At 61.7% G+C, this 16,255-nt stretch carries 17 protein-coding genes; 6 read left to right on the forward strand and 11 right to left on the reverse strand.

What is annotated here, in order from left to right; genetic code table 11:
* Positions 1-17 precede the first annotated feature (17 nt).
* The 5 genes from livF to C9411_RS16130 all read right to left on the reverse strand — a co-directional run bounded on the left by livF (position 18) and on the right by C9411_RS16130 (position 4,927).
* A complete protein-coding gene (gene livF / locus C9411_RS16110) occupies positions 18-719 on the reverse strand; it encodes a high-affinity branched-chain amino acid ABC transporter ATP-binding protein LivF (RefSeq protein ID WP_107227485.1) in 702 nt (233 codons plus the stop codon).
* A 1-nt stretch (position 720) separates the two neighbouring features.
* Entirely contained in the window at positions 721-1,491 is a 771-nt protein-coding gene (gene livG, locus C9411_RS16115) for a high-affinity branched-chain amino acid ABC transporter ATP-binding protein LivG (RefSeq protein WP_063989054.1), read from the reverse strand.
* The gene (locus C9411_RS16120) at positions 1,488-2,771 is read right to left on the reverse strand and encodes a high-affinity branched-chain amino acid ABC transporter permease LivM (RefSeq protein WP_025304903.1); all 1,284 of its coding nucleotides are present in this window, start codon (positions 2,769-2,771) and stop codon (positions 1,488-1,490) included. Before C9411_RS16120 ends, livG begins: the two co-directional genes overlap by 4 nt.
* Positions 2,768-3,694 carry a high-affinity branched-chain amino acid ABC transporter permease LivH gene (livH, locus tag C9411_RS16125; protein ID WP_015376290.1) on the reverse strand — a complete coding sequence of 309 codons (927 nt, stop codon included), beginning with the start codon at positions 3,692-3,694 and terminating at the stop codon, positions 2,768-2,770. Before livH ends, C9411_RS16120 begins: the two co-directional genes overlap by 4 nt.
* Positions 3,695-3,811: 117 nt before the next feature.
* Complete coding sequence (locus tag C9411_RS16130) at positions 3,812-4,927, reverse strand: branched-chain amino acid ABC transporter substrate-binding protein (RefSeq protein WP_063989055.1); 1,116 nt, start codon at positions 4,925-4,927, stop codon at positions 3,812-3,814.
* A gap of 405 nt (positions 4,928-5,332) precedes the next feature.
* Here C9411_RS16130 and panM point away from each other — a divergent pair, with 405 nt between their 5' ends.
* The 3 genes from panM to C9411_RS16145 are packed head-to-tail and all read left to right on the forward strand — an operon-like array spanning position 5,333 to position 9,004.
* Complete coding sequence (gene panM, locus C9411_RS16135) at positions 5,333-5,725, forward strand: aspartate 1-decarboxylase autocleavage activator PanM (protein ID WP_107227486.1); 393 nt, start codon at positions 5,333-5,335, stop codon at positions 5,723-5,725.
* Positions 5,722-6,939, forward strand: coding sequence for a DUF3142 domain-containing protein (locus C9411_RS16140; protein WP_107227487.1), 1,218 nt, complete (start codon positions 5,722-5,724; stop codon positions 6,937-6,939). The genes panM and C9411_RS16140 overlap by 4 nt, the downstream gene beginning before the upstream one ends.
* A gap of 43 nt (positions 6,940-6,982) precedes the next feature.
* Complete coding sequence (locus tag C9411_RS16145; RefSeq protein ID WP_369919476.1) at positions 6,983-9,004, forward strand: hypothetical protein; 2,022 nt, start codon at positions 6,983-6,985, stop codon at positions 9,002-9,004.
* Between the two features lie 62 nt (positions 9,005-9,066).
* Here C9411_RS16145 and rpoH read toward each other — a convergent pair whose 3' ends face one another.
* The 4 genes from rpoH to ftsY all read right to left on the reverse strand — a co-directional run bounded on the left by rpoH (position 9,067) and on the right by ftsY (position 13,517).
* Positions 9,067-9,924 carry an RNA polymerase sigma factor RpoH gene (gene rpoH / locus C9411_RS16150; RefSeq protein WP_004934345.1) on the reverse strand — a complete coding sequence of 286 codons (858 nt, stop codon included), beginning with the start codon at positions 9,922-9,924 and terminating at the stop codon, positions 9,067-9,069.
* 317 nt (positions 9,925-10,241) lie between these two features.
* On the reverse strand, positions 10,242-11,195 hold the full coding sequence (gene ftsX, locus C9411_RS16155; RefSeq protein ID WP_033636680.1) for a permease-like cell division protein FtsX: 954 nt from the start codon (positions 11,193-11,195) through the stop codon (positions 10,242-10,244).
* Positions 11,185-11,856 (reverse strand): cell division ATP-binding protein FtsE, encoded by a 672-nt coding sequence (ftsE, locus tag C9411_RS16160; RefSeq protein ID WP_004934337.1) that lies wholly within the window; start codon positions 11,854-11,856, stop codon positions 11,185-11,187. The genes ftsX and ftsE overlap by 11 nt, the downstream gene beginning before the upstream one ends.
* A gap of 5 nt (positions 11,857-11,861) precedes the next feature.
* Positions 11,862-13,517, reverse strand: a complete 1,656-nt coding sequence (ftsY, locus tag C9411_RS16165) for a signal recognition particle-docking protein FtsY (protein WP_107227489.1) — start codon at positions 13,515-13,517, stop codon at positions 11,862-11,864.
* 242 nt (positions 13,518-13,759) lie between these two features.
* On the opposite strand from ftsY, the gene rsmD reads away from it, so the two are divergent.
* Positions 13,760-14,380 carry a 16S rRNA (guanine(966)-N(2))-methyltransferase gene (gene rsmD, locus C9411_RS16170; protein ID WP_107227490.1) on the forward strand — a complete coding sequence of 207 codons (621 nt, stop codon included), beginning with the start codon at positions 13,760-13,762 and terminating at the stop codon, positions 14,378-14,380.
* Complete coding sequence (locus tag C9411_RS16175; RefSeq protein WP_004934327.1) at positions 14,370-14,642, forward strand: DUF1145 family protein; 273 nt, start codon at positions 14,370-14,372, stop codon at positions 14,640-14,642. The genes rsmD and C9411_RS16175 overlap by 11 nt, the downstream gene beginning before the upstream one ends.
* Positions 14,643-14,645: 3 nt before the next feature.
* Here the strand turns inward: C9411_RS16175 and C9411_RS16180 are convergent, their stop codons facing one another.
* Complete coding sequence (locus tag C9411_RS16180; RefSeq protein ID WP_107227491.1) at positions 14,646-15,002, reverse strand: DUF2500 domain-containing protein; 357 nt, start codon at positions 15,000-15,002, stop codon at positions 14,646-14,648.
* Positions 15,003-15,162: 160 nt separating this feature from the next.
* On the opposite strand from C9411_RS16180, the gene C9411_RS16185 reads away from it, so the two are divergent.
* A complete protein-coding gene (locus C9411_RS16185) occupies positions 15,163-15,789 on the forward strand; it encodes a lysoplasmalogenase (protein ID WP_063989062.1) in 627 nt (208 codons plus the stop codon).
* A gap of 40 nt (positions 15,790-15,829) precedes the next feature.
* Here the strand turns inward: C9411_RS16185 and C9411_RS16190 are convergent, their stop codons facing one another.
* Positions 15,830-16,207, reverse strand: coding sequence for an AprI/Inh family metalloprotease inhibitor (locus C9411_RS16190; RefSeq protein WP_063989063.1), 378 nt, complete (start codon positions 16,205-16,207; stop codon positions 15,830-15,832).
* Between the last annotated feature and the right edge of the window lie 48 nt (positions 16,208-16,255).

Here is a 16,255-nt window from a genome sequence, read left to right on the forward strand (position 1 = left end):
ATTCGTAGGGGGGCAGATTAACCGCCCAGATACGCCGACCTCACTGCTTCGTTGGCTAACAATGCAGCCCCCGTATCTTCCAACACCACGCGGCCGTTTTCCAGCACATAACCGCGGTCCGCCAATTTCAGCGCCTGATTGGCGTTTTGCTCCACCAGGAAGATGGTCATGCCCTCTTCCCGCAGCTGCTGAATGATGTCGAAGATCTGCTGGATGATGATGGGCGCCAGCCCGAGCGAGGGCTCGTCGAGCAGCAGCAGCTTCGGCTGGCTCATCAGCGCGCGGCCGATGGCCAACATCTGCTGTTCGCCGCCGGACATGGTGCCGGCGCGCTGGCTTCGGCGCTCCAGCAGGCGCGGGAACAGAGTGAACACCCGTTCGATACGCTGTTGATACTGCGGGCGATCGGCAAAGAAGCCGCCCATCGCCAGGTTTTCTTCTACCGTCATGCGCGAGAAGACGCGCCGCCCTTCCGGCACGATCGCCACCGCTTCGCGCATGATGCGCGAGGTTTGCCACTGGGTGATGTCCTGGTCCTGAAAGACGATGCTGCCTTCGCTGGCGCGGGGCTCGCCGCACAGGGTGCCGAGCAGCGTGGTTTTACCGGCGCCGTTGGCGCCGATTAACGTCACGATTTCACCCTGCTTGATCGTTAAACTGACCTGATGCAGCGCCTGAATTTTGCCGTAATGGGCGGATACCTGATTGAATGACAACATATTATTCTTCGCCCAAATAAGCCCGGATCACGTCCGGGTTGTTGCGGATCTCCGCCGGTGTGCCCTGCGCCAGCGGCGTGCCCTGATTCACCACGTAAATGCGGTCGGAGATGCCCATCACCAGCTTCATGTCGTGCTCGATCAGCAGCACCGATACCTTATGCCGATCGCGCAGCTCGGCGATCAGGTGGTCCAGCTCGTCGGTCTCTTTCGGGTTGAGGCCGGCAGCCGGTTCATCCAGCATCAGCAGCTCCGGCCGGGTCACCATGCAGCGGGCGATCTCCAGCCGCCGCTGCTGCCCATAGGCCAGGTTGCCCGCCGAACGGTTGGCCATCTCCAGCAGGCCGACGCGCTCCAGCCACTCCGCTGCTCGCGCCAGCGCCTCGGCTTCGGCGCGGCGGAAAGCCGGGGTTTTCAACAGCCCGGCGAACACGCCGCTTTTCAGGTGCTGATGCTGCGCCACCAGCAGGTTCTCAATCACCGTCATTTCACGGAACAGCCGCACGTGCTGGAAGGTGCGCACCACGCCCATGCGGGCGATGGCCTGCCCCGCCAACCCTTCCAGGTGGCGATCGCGCAATTTGATGGTGCCGCCGGTCGGGCGGTAAAAACCGGTCAGGCAGTTGAACACCGTGGTCTTACCGGCGCCGTTGGGGCCGATCAGCGACACGATTTCGCCCTCGTTCAGCGTCAACGCCACGTTGTTGACCGCCAGCAGCCCGCCAAAGCGCATCGACAGGCCTTCCACCTGCAGTAAAGGTTGAACGCTCATGCCTGCTCCCCCTTGCCCGCGTGAATGTCCGCCGCCTGCAGCTTCAGCTGCGGCCGTTTCATCGGCAACAGTCCCTGCGGCCGCCAAATCATCATCAACACCATCAGCGCACCCAGCAGCAACATGCTGTATTCATTCAGGTCGCGCATCAGCTCGCGCGACACCACCAGCAGGATCGCCGCCAGAATGACCGCGAACTGCGAGCCCATGCCCCCCAGTACGACGATCGCCAACACGAAGGCCGACTCGACGAAGGTGAAGGATTCCGGGCTGACGAACCCCTGGCGCGCAGCGAACAGCGTACCGGCAAACCCGGCGAAAGCGGCGCTGATGGTAAAGGCGGTCAGCTTGATGCGCGTCGGGCTGAGGCCCAGCGAGCGACAGGCGATCTCGTCTTCGCGCAGCGCTTCCCACGCGCGCCCCAGCGGCATGCGCAGCAGGCGGTTGATGACGAACAACGTCAGCACCACCAACAGCAGCGCCACCAGGTACAGGAACACGATGCGATCGCTCGGATCGTATTTCAGGCCGAAGAAGTTATGGAAGGTATCCCAGCCGCCGTCGCGCAAGCTGCGGTTAAACTCCAGGCCGAAGAAGGTCGGTTTCGGGATCTGGCTGATGCCGTTCGGCCCGCCGGTGATCTCGGTATTGTTCAGCAGCAGGATACGCACGATCTCACCGAAGCCGAGCGTCACGATCGCCAGATAATCGCCGCGCAGCCGCAGCACCGGGAAACCAAGCAGGAAGCCGAAGGCGGCGGTGACGATGCCCGCCAGCGGCAGGCTCTCCCAGAAGCCGAGGCCGTAGTAGTGATTCAGTAGCGCGTAGGTGTAGGCGCCGATGGCGTAGAAACCGCCGTAGCCGAGCACCAGCAGACCGGACAAACCCACCACCACGTTGAGGCCGAGGCCCAGCATCACGTAGATCAGCGTCAGAGTGGCGATATCCACCGTGCCGCGCGACACCAGGAACGGCCAGGCGACCGCCGCGACGATGAGCAGAGCCGCCAGCAGCTTTTGCCGCGGCGTAGTGCCATCGAAGCTCGGCAACACGAACGCCGGGCCGGAGACTTTTTTCAATCCCTGCTGCAGCAGTGGGCGCAACAGCTGGAAGAAAAAGACGATGACGCAGCCGATGCCGATCCACATCCAGCGCACTTCCGCCGCGCCGTGCACCACCAGCTTGGTGCCATCCAGGCTGAGCTGCATGCCCATCAGGAACGACGCCATCACGAACAGCACCGCCGTGGCGATCAGCGCATTGAGCAGATTGAGTTTCATACTTTCTCAACCTCCGGACGCCCGAGGATGCCGGTCGGCATGATCAGCAGCACCACGATCAGCAACGCGAACGACACCACGTCTTTGTATTCGGTGCTCAGGTAGGCGGAGGTCAGCGCTTCCGCCACGCCCAGCACCAGGCCACCGATCATCGCGCCGGGAATGCTGCCGATGCCGCCCAGAACCGCCGCGGTGAAGGCTTTCATGCCGGCCATAAACCCGATGTAAGGGTTGATGACGCCGTAGAACTGGCCGAGCAACACTCCGGCCACCGCCGCCATCACTGCCCCGATGACGAAGGTCAGCGAGATCACCCGGTCAGTGTTGATGCCCAGCAGGCTGGCCATCTTCAGGTCTTCAGCACAGGCGCGGCAGGCGCGCCCCATGCGCGAATAGCGGATAAACAGCGTCAGCGCCAGCATCGCCAGGAAGGTTACAAGCCAGATGGTCAGCTGCATGGTGCTGATGGTGGCGGCGAAGCCGTTGCTTTCCCCCAGCACCCACTGGCCGGTCACCAGGCTGGGCAGCGCCAGATCGCGTGAGCCCTGCGTCAGGCTGACGTAGTTTTGCAGGAATATCGACATGCCGATGGCCGAGATCAGCGCAATCAGGCGCTTGGAGTTGCGCACCGGCTTGTAGGCCACCCGCTCGATGCTCCAGCCGTAGGCGCTGGCGATGACGATCGAGACCAGGAACGCGGCGCCGATCAGCAACCAGCCGACGTCGATGCCGAGCATCATCAGGGCGGCGATCACGATAAAGGAGACATAGCTGCCGATCATATACACCTCGCCATGGGCGAAGTTGATCATGCCGATGATGCCGTAAACCATGGTGTAACCGATGGCGATCAATGCATAGGTACTGCCCAACGTTAAGCCGTTGAACATCTGCTGCAGAAAATAGAGGAGTTGCTCTGACATACTCTGAACCCTTGGCTGCGAAACCCGCCGGCGGAGAACCGACGGGTAAAGGGAGACGGGGCCGGCAAGCCGACCCGCCGGGCGCAGCGAGCCGCGCCCCACCCTAATCATTATGGCTTATTTGATCGGTGTGGACGTGCCGTTGGCATGCCACTCGAACACGCCGAACTCGAAGCCTTTCAGATCGCCCTTGTCATCCCAGCTCAGCGGCCCCATCACGGTCTCCACCGGCTTGCCGGTTTTCAGATCCTTGACGATGTCCGCCGGTTCCTGGCTGCCGCTGCGCGCCATGCCGGTGGTCAGCGACTGCAGCGCGGCATAGGTAGTCCAGACGAACGGGCCGGTCGGATCCAGCTTCTTGGCTTTCAACGCATCGACGATCGGCTGGTTGGCAGGCACCTGATCGTAGCGTTTCGGCAACGTCACCAGCATGCCTTCCGAAGCGGCTCCGGCGATGTTGGACAGCGAGGAGTTGCCCACGCCTTCCGGCCCCATGAAGCGGGTGGTCAACCCGGCCTGCTTGGCCTGACGCAGGATCTGGCCCATTTCCGGGTAGTAACCGCCGAAGTACACGAAGTCGATATTTTCTTTCTTCAGGCGCGCCACCAGGGTGGAGAAGTCTTTGTCGCCGGCGGTGATGCCTTCGAACATCGCCACTTCGGTGCCCTGTTTTTTCAGGCTGTCGCGCACCGAGCGCGCCAGGCCTTCGCCGTATTGCTGCTTGTCGTGCACCACGGCGATGCGCTTCGGCTTGATGTCGCTGAGGATATATTTGGCGGCGGTCGGGCCCTGATCCGAGTCCAGGCCGGTGGTGCGCATGATCATCTTGTAGCCGCGGGTGGTCAGATCGGCGTTGGTGGCCGCCGGGGTAATCATGATCACGCCTTCGTCTTCATAGATATCGGACGCCGGCTGGGTGGACGAGGAGCACAGGTGGCCGATCACGTAGCGAATGCCGTCGTTGATCACCTTGTTGGCGACCGCAACCGCCTGTTTCGGGTCGCAGGCGTCGTCGTATTCCACGCCGACCAGCTTGTCGCCCTTGATGCCGCCCTTGGCGTTGATGTCGGCAATCGCCTGGCGCGCGCCGGTAAACTCCATGTCGCCATACTGCGCGACCGGGCCGGACATCGCCCCGACGATCGCCACTTTGATGTCTTTCGCCATGGCCGTCTGGCTCATGGCCATCGCAATACAACCCGCCAGCAGTGCCTTACCTGTTGTTAATTTCATCCGCAAATCCCCATCTGTCGTTGTGAACGTACCTGTTGTGTTTGCCTGCGCCCGATCGTTATTGACCGCTTTTGTTATAAGTAATAATGATTTAGGCTTTTTGTCGGCATTATTTTCTAATAAGACTTTATTTTTCATGCCATTAAACAGGAATTTTCTTCTGCAAATCAACTTCATCCGGCAGAAACAAGCGGTGTAAACAGGATAAAATTCGAATTAAATCTGCGCTCTTTACCTTGAGGCGTAGTGCGTTGTGCTGGTTAACAATCCGTTTACTAACTATTTACTCGGAAAATGCCCCGTGCAAAAAACATATTGCACAGTAATCGTACAGAAAAACTTACACAACGCTCTGCACAAGATCTATTACACTGTCGGCATCATTTAGCTGCGCGGAAATTCTGCATGAAACTGACCATCGAGCGCCTGACCGCGCTGTCCCCGCAAGACCTTATCGACCTCGGTAAAATTTGGCCGCACCAGCAGCCGGAACAGTGGCAGCGCTGGCTGAGCGACGGCAAGGCGCTGTTCGCCGCCCGCTTCAACGAGCGGCTGCTGGGGGCGGTGAAAATCGCGCTGCAGGACGACCGCGCCGAGCTGCAGGACCTGCTGGTACGCGAAGTGACGCGCCGCCGCGGCGTCGGTCTTTATCTGGTGCAGGATGCGCAGCGCCAGCTGCCGCAGGTCGCCCACTGGCAGCTGTCGACCGCAGGCCTGGCACCGCGCGAACGTGGGGAAGTCGATAACTTCATGCGCGCCTGCGGCTTCGCACCGCAGGGCGATCTCTGGCAAAAATGAAATGCCGGCTGGCGGCGCTGATCTTGATTGCGCTGGGGCTGGCGGCCGCGCTCCTCGGGCGCCAGCAGGCGCTGCGCCTGGCCGCAGGCTGGGATCAGCAAGTTTATGTCTGGCAGCGGGTCTGGACGCCGCAGCACGCCGATGCGCTGGCGCACAGCCGCGATCTGTTCGGTGGGCTACGCGTGCTGGCGCTGCAGGTGCATCCGCGCGAGGGCTGGCGGGAGATCCCGGCCGATCTCAGCTTGCTGAGGCAGGACGGCCGCCCGCTCTGGCTGGTGGCCCGCCTCGACGGCCAACTGCCGCAGCTGGACCAAGAGGCCATTATCCAGCGGCTGCTGGCGCTCACCCAGCGCTGGCAGGCGGCCGGGCTGCCCGTCACCGGCGTCGAGATCGATCATGACGCCGCCACCGCCCGCCTGCCGAGCTACCAACGCTTTCTGCAGCAGCTACGCCAACGGCTGCCCGCCACTTTGCAACTCGGCATCACCGCCCTGCCGGCCTGGATCGGCTCACCCGACCTGCCCGGCGTACTGCAACAGGCCGACAGCTCCGTCCTGCAGGTGCATGCCGTGCTCTCGCCGCAGCAGGGGCTGTTTGACGGCCCCTTGGCGCTGCGCTGGGTGCGGCAGTACGCCGCCGTCACACCGAAGCCGTTTCGCATCGCGCTGCCGGCCTATGGCATGGCGCTGCTGGGGTTTGATGCGCAGGGTGCGCAGGTGGAGAGCGAATCCTCGCTGCGCGTGGCGGGCAACGGCCGCGAGCTGGCGGTCGCACCGCAGCAGATCGCCGATTTTCTGCAGACGCTGGCGCAGCAAACGCCGCCCCGACTGCGCGGCATTATCTGGTTCCGCTTGCCGCTGACGGACGATCGACGCGCCTGGTCGCTCGCCACGCTGCGAGCGGTGATCGAACGGCAGCCGCTGAACGTCGACTGGCAGGTAAAATTTAGGCCTCAGCCACAGCAAAACGGGCTGTATGATCTGATAATTCATAACAACGGGCCGGTGGACGCCCCGCTGCCGCAAGAGGTGGTCATCCGCGCCGACGATTGCCTGGCCGCGGACGCGGTCGGCAACTACCGGCTGGAATCCGCACCGCAACGGCAACGCTTTATCCGCATCAGCGGCGACCAACTGCGCGCCGGGCAATCCCGGCCGCTGGGCTGGCTGCGCTGCCAACAACTGACGCCAGGAGGCACCCTTGTCACACCTTGATTCGCGCGCGGCACGGAACACCCGCCGCCTTCTTCCGCTGGCCATGCTGATCGGCGCCGCGCTGGCGCTGCCGCTGAACGGCTATGCCTGCGGCCCGGATTTCCCTAACCGGCTGCTGATCGACCGCAACGGTACTCTGCTGTATATGCCGGAGGGCAATTTCGCCTTCGAAGCCGGCCGGCTGGTGCCGACGGATAAACAGTTGCCGCACTGGCAAGCCCCGCCGCCGCCGATGCCGCCGAAACCGATGCCGCAATCGCCGGAAACGGTGGCGATCGGTAAAATGCGCGCCGCCAAAACGGTGGAAGAAGCTGACGCCGTCAATACGCAGGGATTGTCCAACGCCGCGCGTCTCTATCAACTGGGCGCCGTCGCTTTCGCCAGCCACGATCCGCGCGCCACAGACTATTTCCAGCAGGTGCTGAAGCTCCCGGCCGCCGAGCAGGGTGACTGGGGGCTGCGGGCGCAGTATTCGCTTGGACGGGTATTGATGGCTGACCACGGTACGCCGGTGAATGAATCGGGTGAAGCGGCTCCCGCCGCCGAGCATCCGCCTAAAGCCGAACTTGAACAGGCGCTGGCGGCGTTCCAGCAGGTGATCGATCGGGTGAAAAGCGGCGCCGCCGATCCCGATCAGCTGGCGCTGAGCAGCCTCGGGCAACAGGCGCGCATCCATCTGTGGCTGGGTGACGTCGCCCCCGCCGCCCACCTGTACGCGCAACAGGCGGCGCAGGGCGATCCGAGCGGCGGGCAGTCGCTGCAGTACGTCTCCAGCTTCCTGGTCAATCCCGACCATCTTGAAACGCTGAAGCAGGTTATCGGCGATCCCTTAATCCAACAGCTGGTGACCATTGAACTGTTCGCCCGCAGCGGCAACCTGCAAATGGCGGATACCGACGGCAACGGCCGCTCCGCACAGATCATCAGCCAGATCCTGACGCTGCTGGACGGCACGGTGAAAAGCGGCTTCGCCGGCAGCGATCGGCTGGCGGCATTGGCCTACCGTTCCGGGCAGTACCCGATGGCGGCAAGCCTGCTGAAAAACGCCGGCGATAGCGGCCTGGCGTGGTGGCTGCGCGCCAAAATGGCGCTGCGCGACGGTGACGTGAAAGCCGCCACCGCCGCCTACGCCAAGGCGGCAAGCGCGTTCCCCGCCGACGAAAGCTGGGGCGAACAGCGCAACGCCGACTTTGTCGCGGAAACCATCGTCCCCGAGTGCCGGGTGGCCGGTGAACAGGCCATCCTGGCGCTGAACCGCGGCGATTATCTGCAGGCGATGGACCTGCTGTATCGCGGCAAGGCGATCTACTGGGCCGACGTGGCCGATGTGGCGGAGCGGGTGCTGACCGTCGATGAGTTGAAAGGCTTTGTCGATAAGCACGCCCCGGCGCCGACGACGCCGCTCAAACCGGTTAACCCGGACGACTACGGTGACGGCCAGCAAATCACGCCGGAAGTGCAGCTGCGCGAACTGCTGGCGCGGCGGCTGATGCGCGCTGGGCGGGCCGTGGAAGCGCAGGCCTATTTCGATATCCCCAACTACCGGCAAGCGGCGCAGCAGTACGCCGATGAGTTGAAGGCCGCCCAGGATAAATCCGCCGTGCCGCTGACGCGCGCGCAGGCTTACTATCGCGCCGCCAACCTGCTACGTGCCCAGGGGCTGGAGTTTACCGGCTATGAGATGACACCGGACTACGCCATCTATGGCGCCGGCTATTCCTATCTGGGGGATGCGTTCGATACTCGCGAGTTGAAGCATAAAAGCTGGATCGACAGCGCAGAAGCGGCGCGCGCCAAGGCGGCGCTGCCGGCGCAGGACAACCGTTTCCTGCACTATCGTTGGCAGGCGGTGGGGTTGGCGCAACAGGCGGCCGATCTGCTGCCGCCGAAAAGCCAGGCCTACGCCGCCGTGCTGTGTAACGCCGCCAGTTGGGTTATCAAGCGCGACGCCAAGACCGGCCGGGCGCTTTATCAGCGCTACATCAACACCGGCACCCGCTACCCGTGGGCGGCGAAATTCGGCTACGACTGCCCGGCGCCGGACTTCGCCGTCGTGGTGCCATAACGCCGAATTTCAGGCATGAAAAAGCCCGGCTTGCCGGGCTTTTTTTCGAATATCGCATCGACTCAGGCTTCGATCGCCATTTTCAATTTCTTCATGGCATTCTTTTCCAGCTGGCGCACGCGCTCGGCGGAAACGCCGTACTGATCGGCCAACTCCTGCAGCGTCGACTTGTTGTCGTCGTCCAGCCAACGGGCGCGGATGATATGCTGGCTGCGCTCGTCCAGACCTTCCAGCGCATAGGCCAGTTTGTCTGCGGCGTTGCTTTCCCAGTTATCTTCCTCGATGCCTTCGGCGAAGTCTGAGCTCTTGTCCTGCAGGTACAGCACCGGCGCCATCGACTGGCCATCGCGAGCCTCGTCGTCCGGAGTCGGATCGAACGTCATGTCCTGCGCCGCCATGCGAGATTCCATCTCGCGCACGTCTTTGCTGGTTACGCCCAGCTCGCGGGCCACCAGCTCCACTTCGTCCTGGTTGAACCAGCCCAAACGCTGTTTGGTTTTGCGCAGGTTAAAGAACAGCTTGCGCTGCGCTTTGGTGGTCGCCACTTTCACGATGCGCCAGTTGCGCAATACGTACTCGTGGATTTCCGCCTTAATCCAATGCACCGCAAAGGAAACCAGACGCACGCCGACTTCAGGGTTGAAGCGGCGAACGGCTTTCATCAGGCCGATATTGCCTTCCTGAATCAGGTCCGCCTGTGGCAGACCATAGCCTGAATAGTTGCGGGCAATATGAGCGACAAAGCGCAGGTGAGACAGGATGAGCTGCTTAGCGGCATCCAGATCGCCCTGATAATGCAGCCGTTCAGCCAGCTCCCGCTCTTCCTCTGCCGTCAGCATCGGATAGGCGTTGGCTGCCCGGATATAGGCTTCCAAGCTACCTTGGGGTACTAAGGCTAAAGTTTGCATTTCTTTGGTCATTCAAACCCTCTCTATGAGAATACAAAATCATGCAGGTGATTATTACAGCGGGGAAATGATTGATTCTACGGCAGTTGCTGAAGCAAAAGCGGTTCCACACGCCGGGCACCTTAACATTTGCTGCAATTTTTGACCGTACTCCGCCCTAAAAGTTCACCCTTTTTCGCAAGCATTGTTGCTGACAATACGTGACGAGGGTGCAGGCCGATAGGGAATTTGTGCGCTAAGAAGAGAGGGATGGTGCTGACTTCGCTTGAGGTCACTCTTCTCCCGCAACGCGATCAAAAGCAGCAGGAGAAGAGTATACCAAAAAAATCTTACTGTGGTGTAAATCGGCGTAAATGTTGCACCGTCGCCAGCCAGGCGGCGATCCAGCCGATCATCGCGGAGATGATCAGCAGCAGCAGCGCCTCATCCCAGCCCAGCCCGTGCAGGGTGAAGGTGGTGCCGAATACCTTGGCTACCCCGGCGACTACCGACTCCAGCTGCCACACCAGCGCACCGGACAGCACCAGCGACAGCAGCGCGCCGGCAAAGCCCAGCATCGCCCCGCCGTTGAGGAACGGCCGCAGAATAAAGCCGTCGGTGGCACCGATCAGCTTCATCACGTTAATGGTGTCGCGACGGCTGAAGATGCTCAGACGCACGCTGTTGCCGATCACCAGGAACACCGCCACGATCATCAGCACGCCGATGATCGCCGCGATCTGGCCCGCCAGCCCGGTCAGTGCCGCCAGGCGGGCAAACCAGCTGTCATCCATACGCACTTCTTCCACGCCCTGCACCGCCGCCACGCGATCGCGCAGGGTGTTGAGGGTATCCGAACTCTGGAAGCTCATCTTCGGCGTGACGATGGCCACCGCCGGCAGCGGGTTCTCTTCCAGCATGTCTAACGCGCCACCAAAGCCCGACCAGTTGCGGAACTCCCCGCGCGCTTCTTCACGCGACAGGTAATTCACCTTCTCCACGCCGGCTTCCGCCTTGATGGCGTCGAGCACTTTCAGCGCCGCGTCGTCATCGAGCGATTTATCCAGGTAGACCGTCAGCTGCGGCGTCGGATACCACTGGCTGGCCGCGGTGCTGACGTTTTTCCACACGATGTAGCACACGCTCGGCAGCGTCAGGGAGATGGCGATCACCATCACCGTCAACAGCGTCGCCAACGGCTGGCGCAGCATGTCTTTGATGGCGTTCATCCAGGCGTAACGCCACTGTTCGCGCCAGCCGCCGCGCAGCGCCTTGCTCTTGGCGGTTTTTGCGTTATTGGCCATGGTGAGCGCCCCCTTGCATGCGGCCCTGGCTCAGCGTCAGGATGCGGTAATTGCGACGGGCGATAAGCCCGGTGTCGTGCGTCGCCATTAATACAGTGACGCCGACGCGGTTGAATTCTTCAAACAGGCGCAAAATGCCTTCCGACAGCGCGTCGTCCAGGTTACCGGTCGGTTCATCCGCCAGCAGCACCGCCGGCTTGTTCACCACCGCACGGGCAATGCCCACGCGCTGCTGCTCGCCGCCGGACAGCTGAATCGGGAAGTTCTTCGCTTTATCCAGCAAACCGACCTTGTCCAGCGCGGCGGAAACGCGGCGGCGGATGTCTTCGGTACTGGCACCGGCGATGATCAGCGGCATCGCCACGTTGTCATACACCGTGCGATCCAGCAGCAGGTGGTGATCCTGGAAGATCATGCCGATCTGCCGACGCAGGAACGGCACCTCGCGGTTTTTCAAACGACTGATGTCGTGGCCGCCAAACCAGATGTGGCCGGCACTGGGCCGTTCGATACCGCAAATCAGTTTCAGCAGGGTACTTTTCCCCGCGCCGGAATGGCCGGTCAGAAACGCCATCTCCGCCGGGCGCAGATGGAAATCGACCCCCTGCAGCGCTTGCCGTCCGCCCAGATAAGCTTTACTGACCTGTTCAAAGCGAATCATCCGTATTAATCCTCTCGGGCAAAAAGTGCCTCAATAAAATCGTCAGCCTTAAACGGCCGCAAATCTTCGATGCCTTCCCCGACGCCGATATAGCGAATCGGGATACCGAACTGATCGGCGATGGCGAAGATCACCCCGCCCTTGGCGGTACCGTCCAGTTTAGTCAGCGTGATGCCGGTTAAGCCCACGGCCTCATTAAATAATTTCGCCTGACTGACCGCATTCTGGCCGGTGCTGGCATCGAGCGTCAGCATAACCTCATGGGGGGCCTGGTCGTCCAGTTTTTTCATGACGCGGACGATCTTCTTCAGCTCTTCCATCAGGTGCGATTTGTTCTGCAGACGTCCGGCGGTATCGGCGATCAACACGTCGACGCCGCGCGCCTTGGCGGCCTGCACCGCATCGAAGATCACCGATGCGGAATCCGCGCCGGTATGCTGCGCCACCACCGGGATGCGGTTACGTTCGCCCCACACCTGCAGCTGCTCCACCGCCGCGGCGCGGAAAGTATCCCCCGCCGCCAGCATCACCGACTTGCCTTCCGCCTGGAACTGACGCGCCAGCTTACCGATGGTGGTGGTTTTACCCACGCCGTTCACGCCGACCATCAGGATGACATACGGGGTTTTCCCGCTGACATCCAGCGGCTGATCGACCTTGGCCAGAATTTCGGACATTTCCTCCTTCAGCTTGCCGTACAGCGCTTCGGCGTCTTTCAGCTGCTTGCGGCTGGCGTGCTGGGTCAGGGAGGTGATGATCTTGCGCGTGGTATCCACGCCGACATCGGCGATCAGCAGCTGTTCTTCCAACTCGTCGAACAGGTCGTCGTCGATCTTTTTACCGCGGAACAGTCCCATAAAGCCGGAGCCAAGGTTTTGCTTGGTCTTCAGCAGGCTGCGTTTCAGGCGAGCGAAGAAGCCCTCTTTGGTCGGGCGCTCCTGCTCTTGCGCAGCGGCCGGCGCTACAGGTTCAAGCGGCTTTTCTTCTTCCGGCTCCGGTTCCGGTTCGACAACCGGCTCAGGTTCAACGACCGGCTCTGGCTCAACAACTGGCTCTGGCTCAACGACTGGCTCAGATTCGACAACCGGCTCAGGTTCAACGACCGGCTCTGGCTCAACAGCCGGCTCTGCCTCAACAACTGGCTCTGGCTCAACGACCGGCTCAGATTCGACAACCGACTCGGGTTCGACAACCGGCTCGGGCTCAACGACCGGCTCGGGTTCGACGACCGGCTCAGGCTCAACGACCGGCTCGGGTTCGACAACCGGCTCGGGTTCGACGACCGGCTCAGGCTCAACGACCGGCTCGGGTTCGACGACCGGCTGCTGTTGCGCCACCACCTGCTCGGTGACGCTGACGATCTCTTCGGCCAACGCGTGCGGCGCCGCCGGATGTTCAGCCGCCGCCGGCAGGTTTTCCGCGATGGGTTCGCCGGCCTGACCGTTATCCCACTCTCCCGGGGTGTCGACGGAGGCGGCAGGTTCAGATTCCTGGGCGGGGAGCTTGTCATCCAGCTTGGCGGCGGCCGGTTCAGCCGGCGTCTCCGCAGCCTGAGGCTCCGCCTGCTCTAACGGCTGCTCAGGTTGCTGTTGCTCTTCTTCCTTTTCCTTCTGGCCAAAGCCCAGCCAGGAGAAAAACCCACGTTTCTTATCTTTTGCCATGTTATGACTCTACTCCGTACCGAAGGCTCGCTTACCCTACATACCTGAAGGATATATGCTGACAATAATCCGCCGAGTCTATCACTTTCCCTCGCGCAGCAACACGCATCCGGCATGCTTTCCGGTGTGAAATCAGACAACAAAGTTTTACCGTTCCCCCCGACGCCCGTCACCGGTAGAATAGGGACAACTTTTCGTTAACCTCTGCGGCCCCGCGCCGTAAAAGAAATCAAACAACGCTTATGACAAGACTCTCGCCACGGGCGGCGGCCAAAAAACCGCCCCAGGCCGCAGCCGGACAGATCCGCATCATCGGCGGCCAATGGCGCGGTCGCAAGCTTCCGGTGCCGAACAGCCCGGGGCTGCGCCCCACCACCGATCGGGTGCGTGAAACCCTGTTCAACTGGCTGGCGCCGGTGATTCAGGGCGCGCGCTGTCTGGACTGTTTCGCCGGCAGCGGCGCATTAGGGCTGGAAGCGCTGTCGCGCTACGCCGGCAGCGCCACGCTGCTGGAATTCGAACGGCCGGTGGCGCAGCAGCTGGAAAAAAATCTGGCGCTGCTGCAGGGCAAGGGGGTGGTTATCAACACCAACGCGCTGAGCTGGCTGGCGGGCGAGGGCCAACCGTTCGACGTGGTGTTCCTCGATCCGCCGTTTCGCAAAGGCCTGCTGTCGGAGACCGCCTTGCTGCTGGAGCAGCGAGGCTGGCTGGCCGACGAGGCCTGGATCTATGTAGAAGCCGAGGTGGAAAACACCGCGGCGGACGTGCCTGCCAGTTGGCAGCTGCACCGGGAGAAGGTCGCCGGCCAGGTGGCTTATCGCCTTTATATTCGTTCGCAAGAGAAAACCGACCATGCTGATTAATCTGGGCCGCCTGCTGATGCTGTGCGTATGGGGCTTCCTGCTCTCTAACCTGTTCCACCCGTTTCCCAAGCCGCTGAAGTATTTCATCGACGTGGCGCTGTTCTTTATGGTGGTGATGCACGGCCTGCAGCTGGTGCTGTTGAAATCCACCCAGCCGAAGGATCAGCCAATCAGCTACTGGCAAGAAGCCAAGATCTTTATCTTTGGCGTGTTCGAGCTGTTGGCCTGGCAGAAGAAACAGCCACCCATCAAGAAAAAGTGACCGCTACGGCTGAACGGTGAAAGAAACGAAGCGCGTGCCCTGCATGTTCAACGTGCCCTGCGCGCCTTTTTCTATCGGGTTGTATTGCCACTGTTTCAGCCGCAGCTGGATGTCTTCACCGCCCTGTTTCGGGCTGAACACCACCTCGTAATACATCGGCTCATTGACCAGCGGTTCGCGCTGCGGCGCACGGGTCTTGGCGACCGGGAAGCTGCGCTTGTCGCTCACCGTCACCTGCAGACTGCGCATCGGCGCACGATCGTTTTCCGCCTCCTGCTGGCGCTGTTTGAAATAGCGTTGCGTGGCCAGCACGGCAATCAACGCAATCACGGCGACAAAAAACAACGGTGGCTTGCTCATCGGTTTCCCATTTCCTTCACGGCCAAATCGGCGTAAACATAGCATTCTCAAGAAAGCATTGTCGATCGTCGGCAGGCTACCTACACTGAAATGAAGAAGTGACATTGGTGACAGTTTGGAGCCGGTTATTGCGGCTCCCTCATGCATAAGGAAGACATAAATGAGTTGGCCGTTCCTTGCCGTATTCTTTTCCGGTTGGCTGTTCGTCGACGCCTCTTACCGTGGCCCGCGCTGGCAGCGCTGGGTGTTCAAACCCGTCACGCTGCTGCTGCTGTTGCTGTTGGCCTGGCAGGCGCCGGTGCTCGGCGCAGCAGGTTATCTGATCGTGCTCGGCCTGCTGGCGACGCTGATCGGTGACGCGCTGCTCCTGCTGCCGCGCGAGCGGGTGCTGTACGCCATCGGCGCCTTTTTCCTGTCCCACCTGCTGTATACCCTGAGCTTCGCCAGCCAGATGACGTTCAGTCTGTTCTGGCCGCTGCCGCTGGCGCTGCTGGCGATCGGCGCGTTGCTGCTGGCCACCCTTTGGACCCGGCTGGAAGAGATGCGTTGGCCGATCGCCACCTACGTGGCGATGACGCTGCTAATGGTCTGGCTGGCGGGCGAGCAATATTTCCTGCGCAGTACCGATTTCGGCTTCTCGTTGCTGACCGGCACCTCGCTGCTGCTGCTGGCCAACGTGGTTTGGCTGCTCAACCGCTACCGTTTCACCTTCCGCGCGGCGGACGCCATCGTGGCCTTCTGTTACTTCTCCGGCCACTTCCTGATCGTGCGTTCGCTCTACCTGTAACTCTCTGCCACGGGTTCGGTGCGCCGAACCCGTTTCTTCATTAAGCCAGCGCTTTCAACGTCAGGGCATCGTCGGCGCCCAGCTGATTGCGATACAGATCGCCGTCGCGCGAGAAGAAGGCCAGGGTGCTGCCATCCGCCCGCAGCAGCGCGATGCCGTCCGGCGCCGGGCGCCAGCCCACGACTTCCGCCGCAAACACGCTTTGCAGACACCGTTGCCGATCCACCAGCTGATAGCCGTTGGTCTCGCTTTGCTCATTCGCCAGAAACTCGATTTGGCATTGGCGTTCGCTATCGGCCACCTGCCATTGCCCCGCCAGCGACTGCGCGGTCGGCAACGCCAGGCTGCCGGCCATGACCGCACTTGTCATCATCATGCCGCCCGCCGCCAAAGCGGTGCGCGTTAAAGTACCTTTCATACCGGGCTCCCGCATTACGCCCGGCCGAGACTGCGCCGGGCGTTCCGT

This window comes from Serratia sp. Nf2 (assembly GCF_003028435.1).
Taxonomy (GTDB): Bacteria; Pseudomonadota; Gammaproteobacteria; order Enterobacterales; family Enterobacteriaceae; genus Serratia; species Serratia marcescens_L.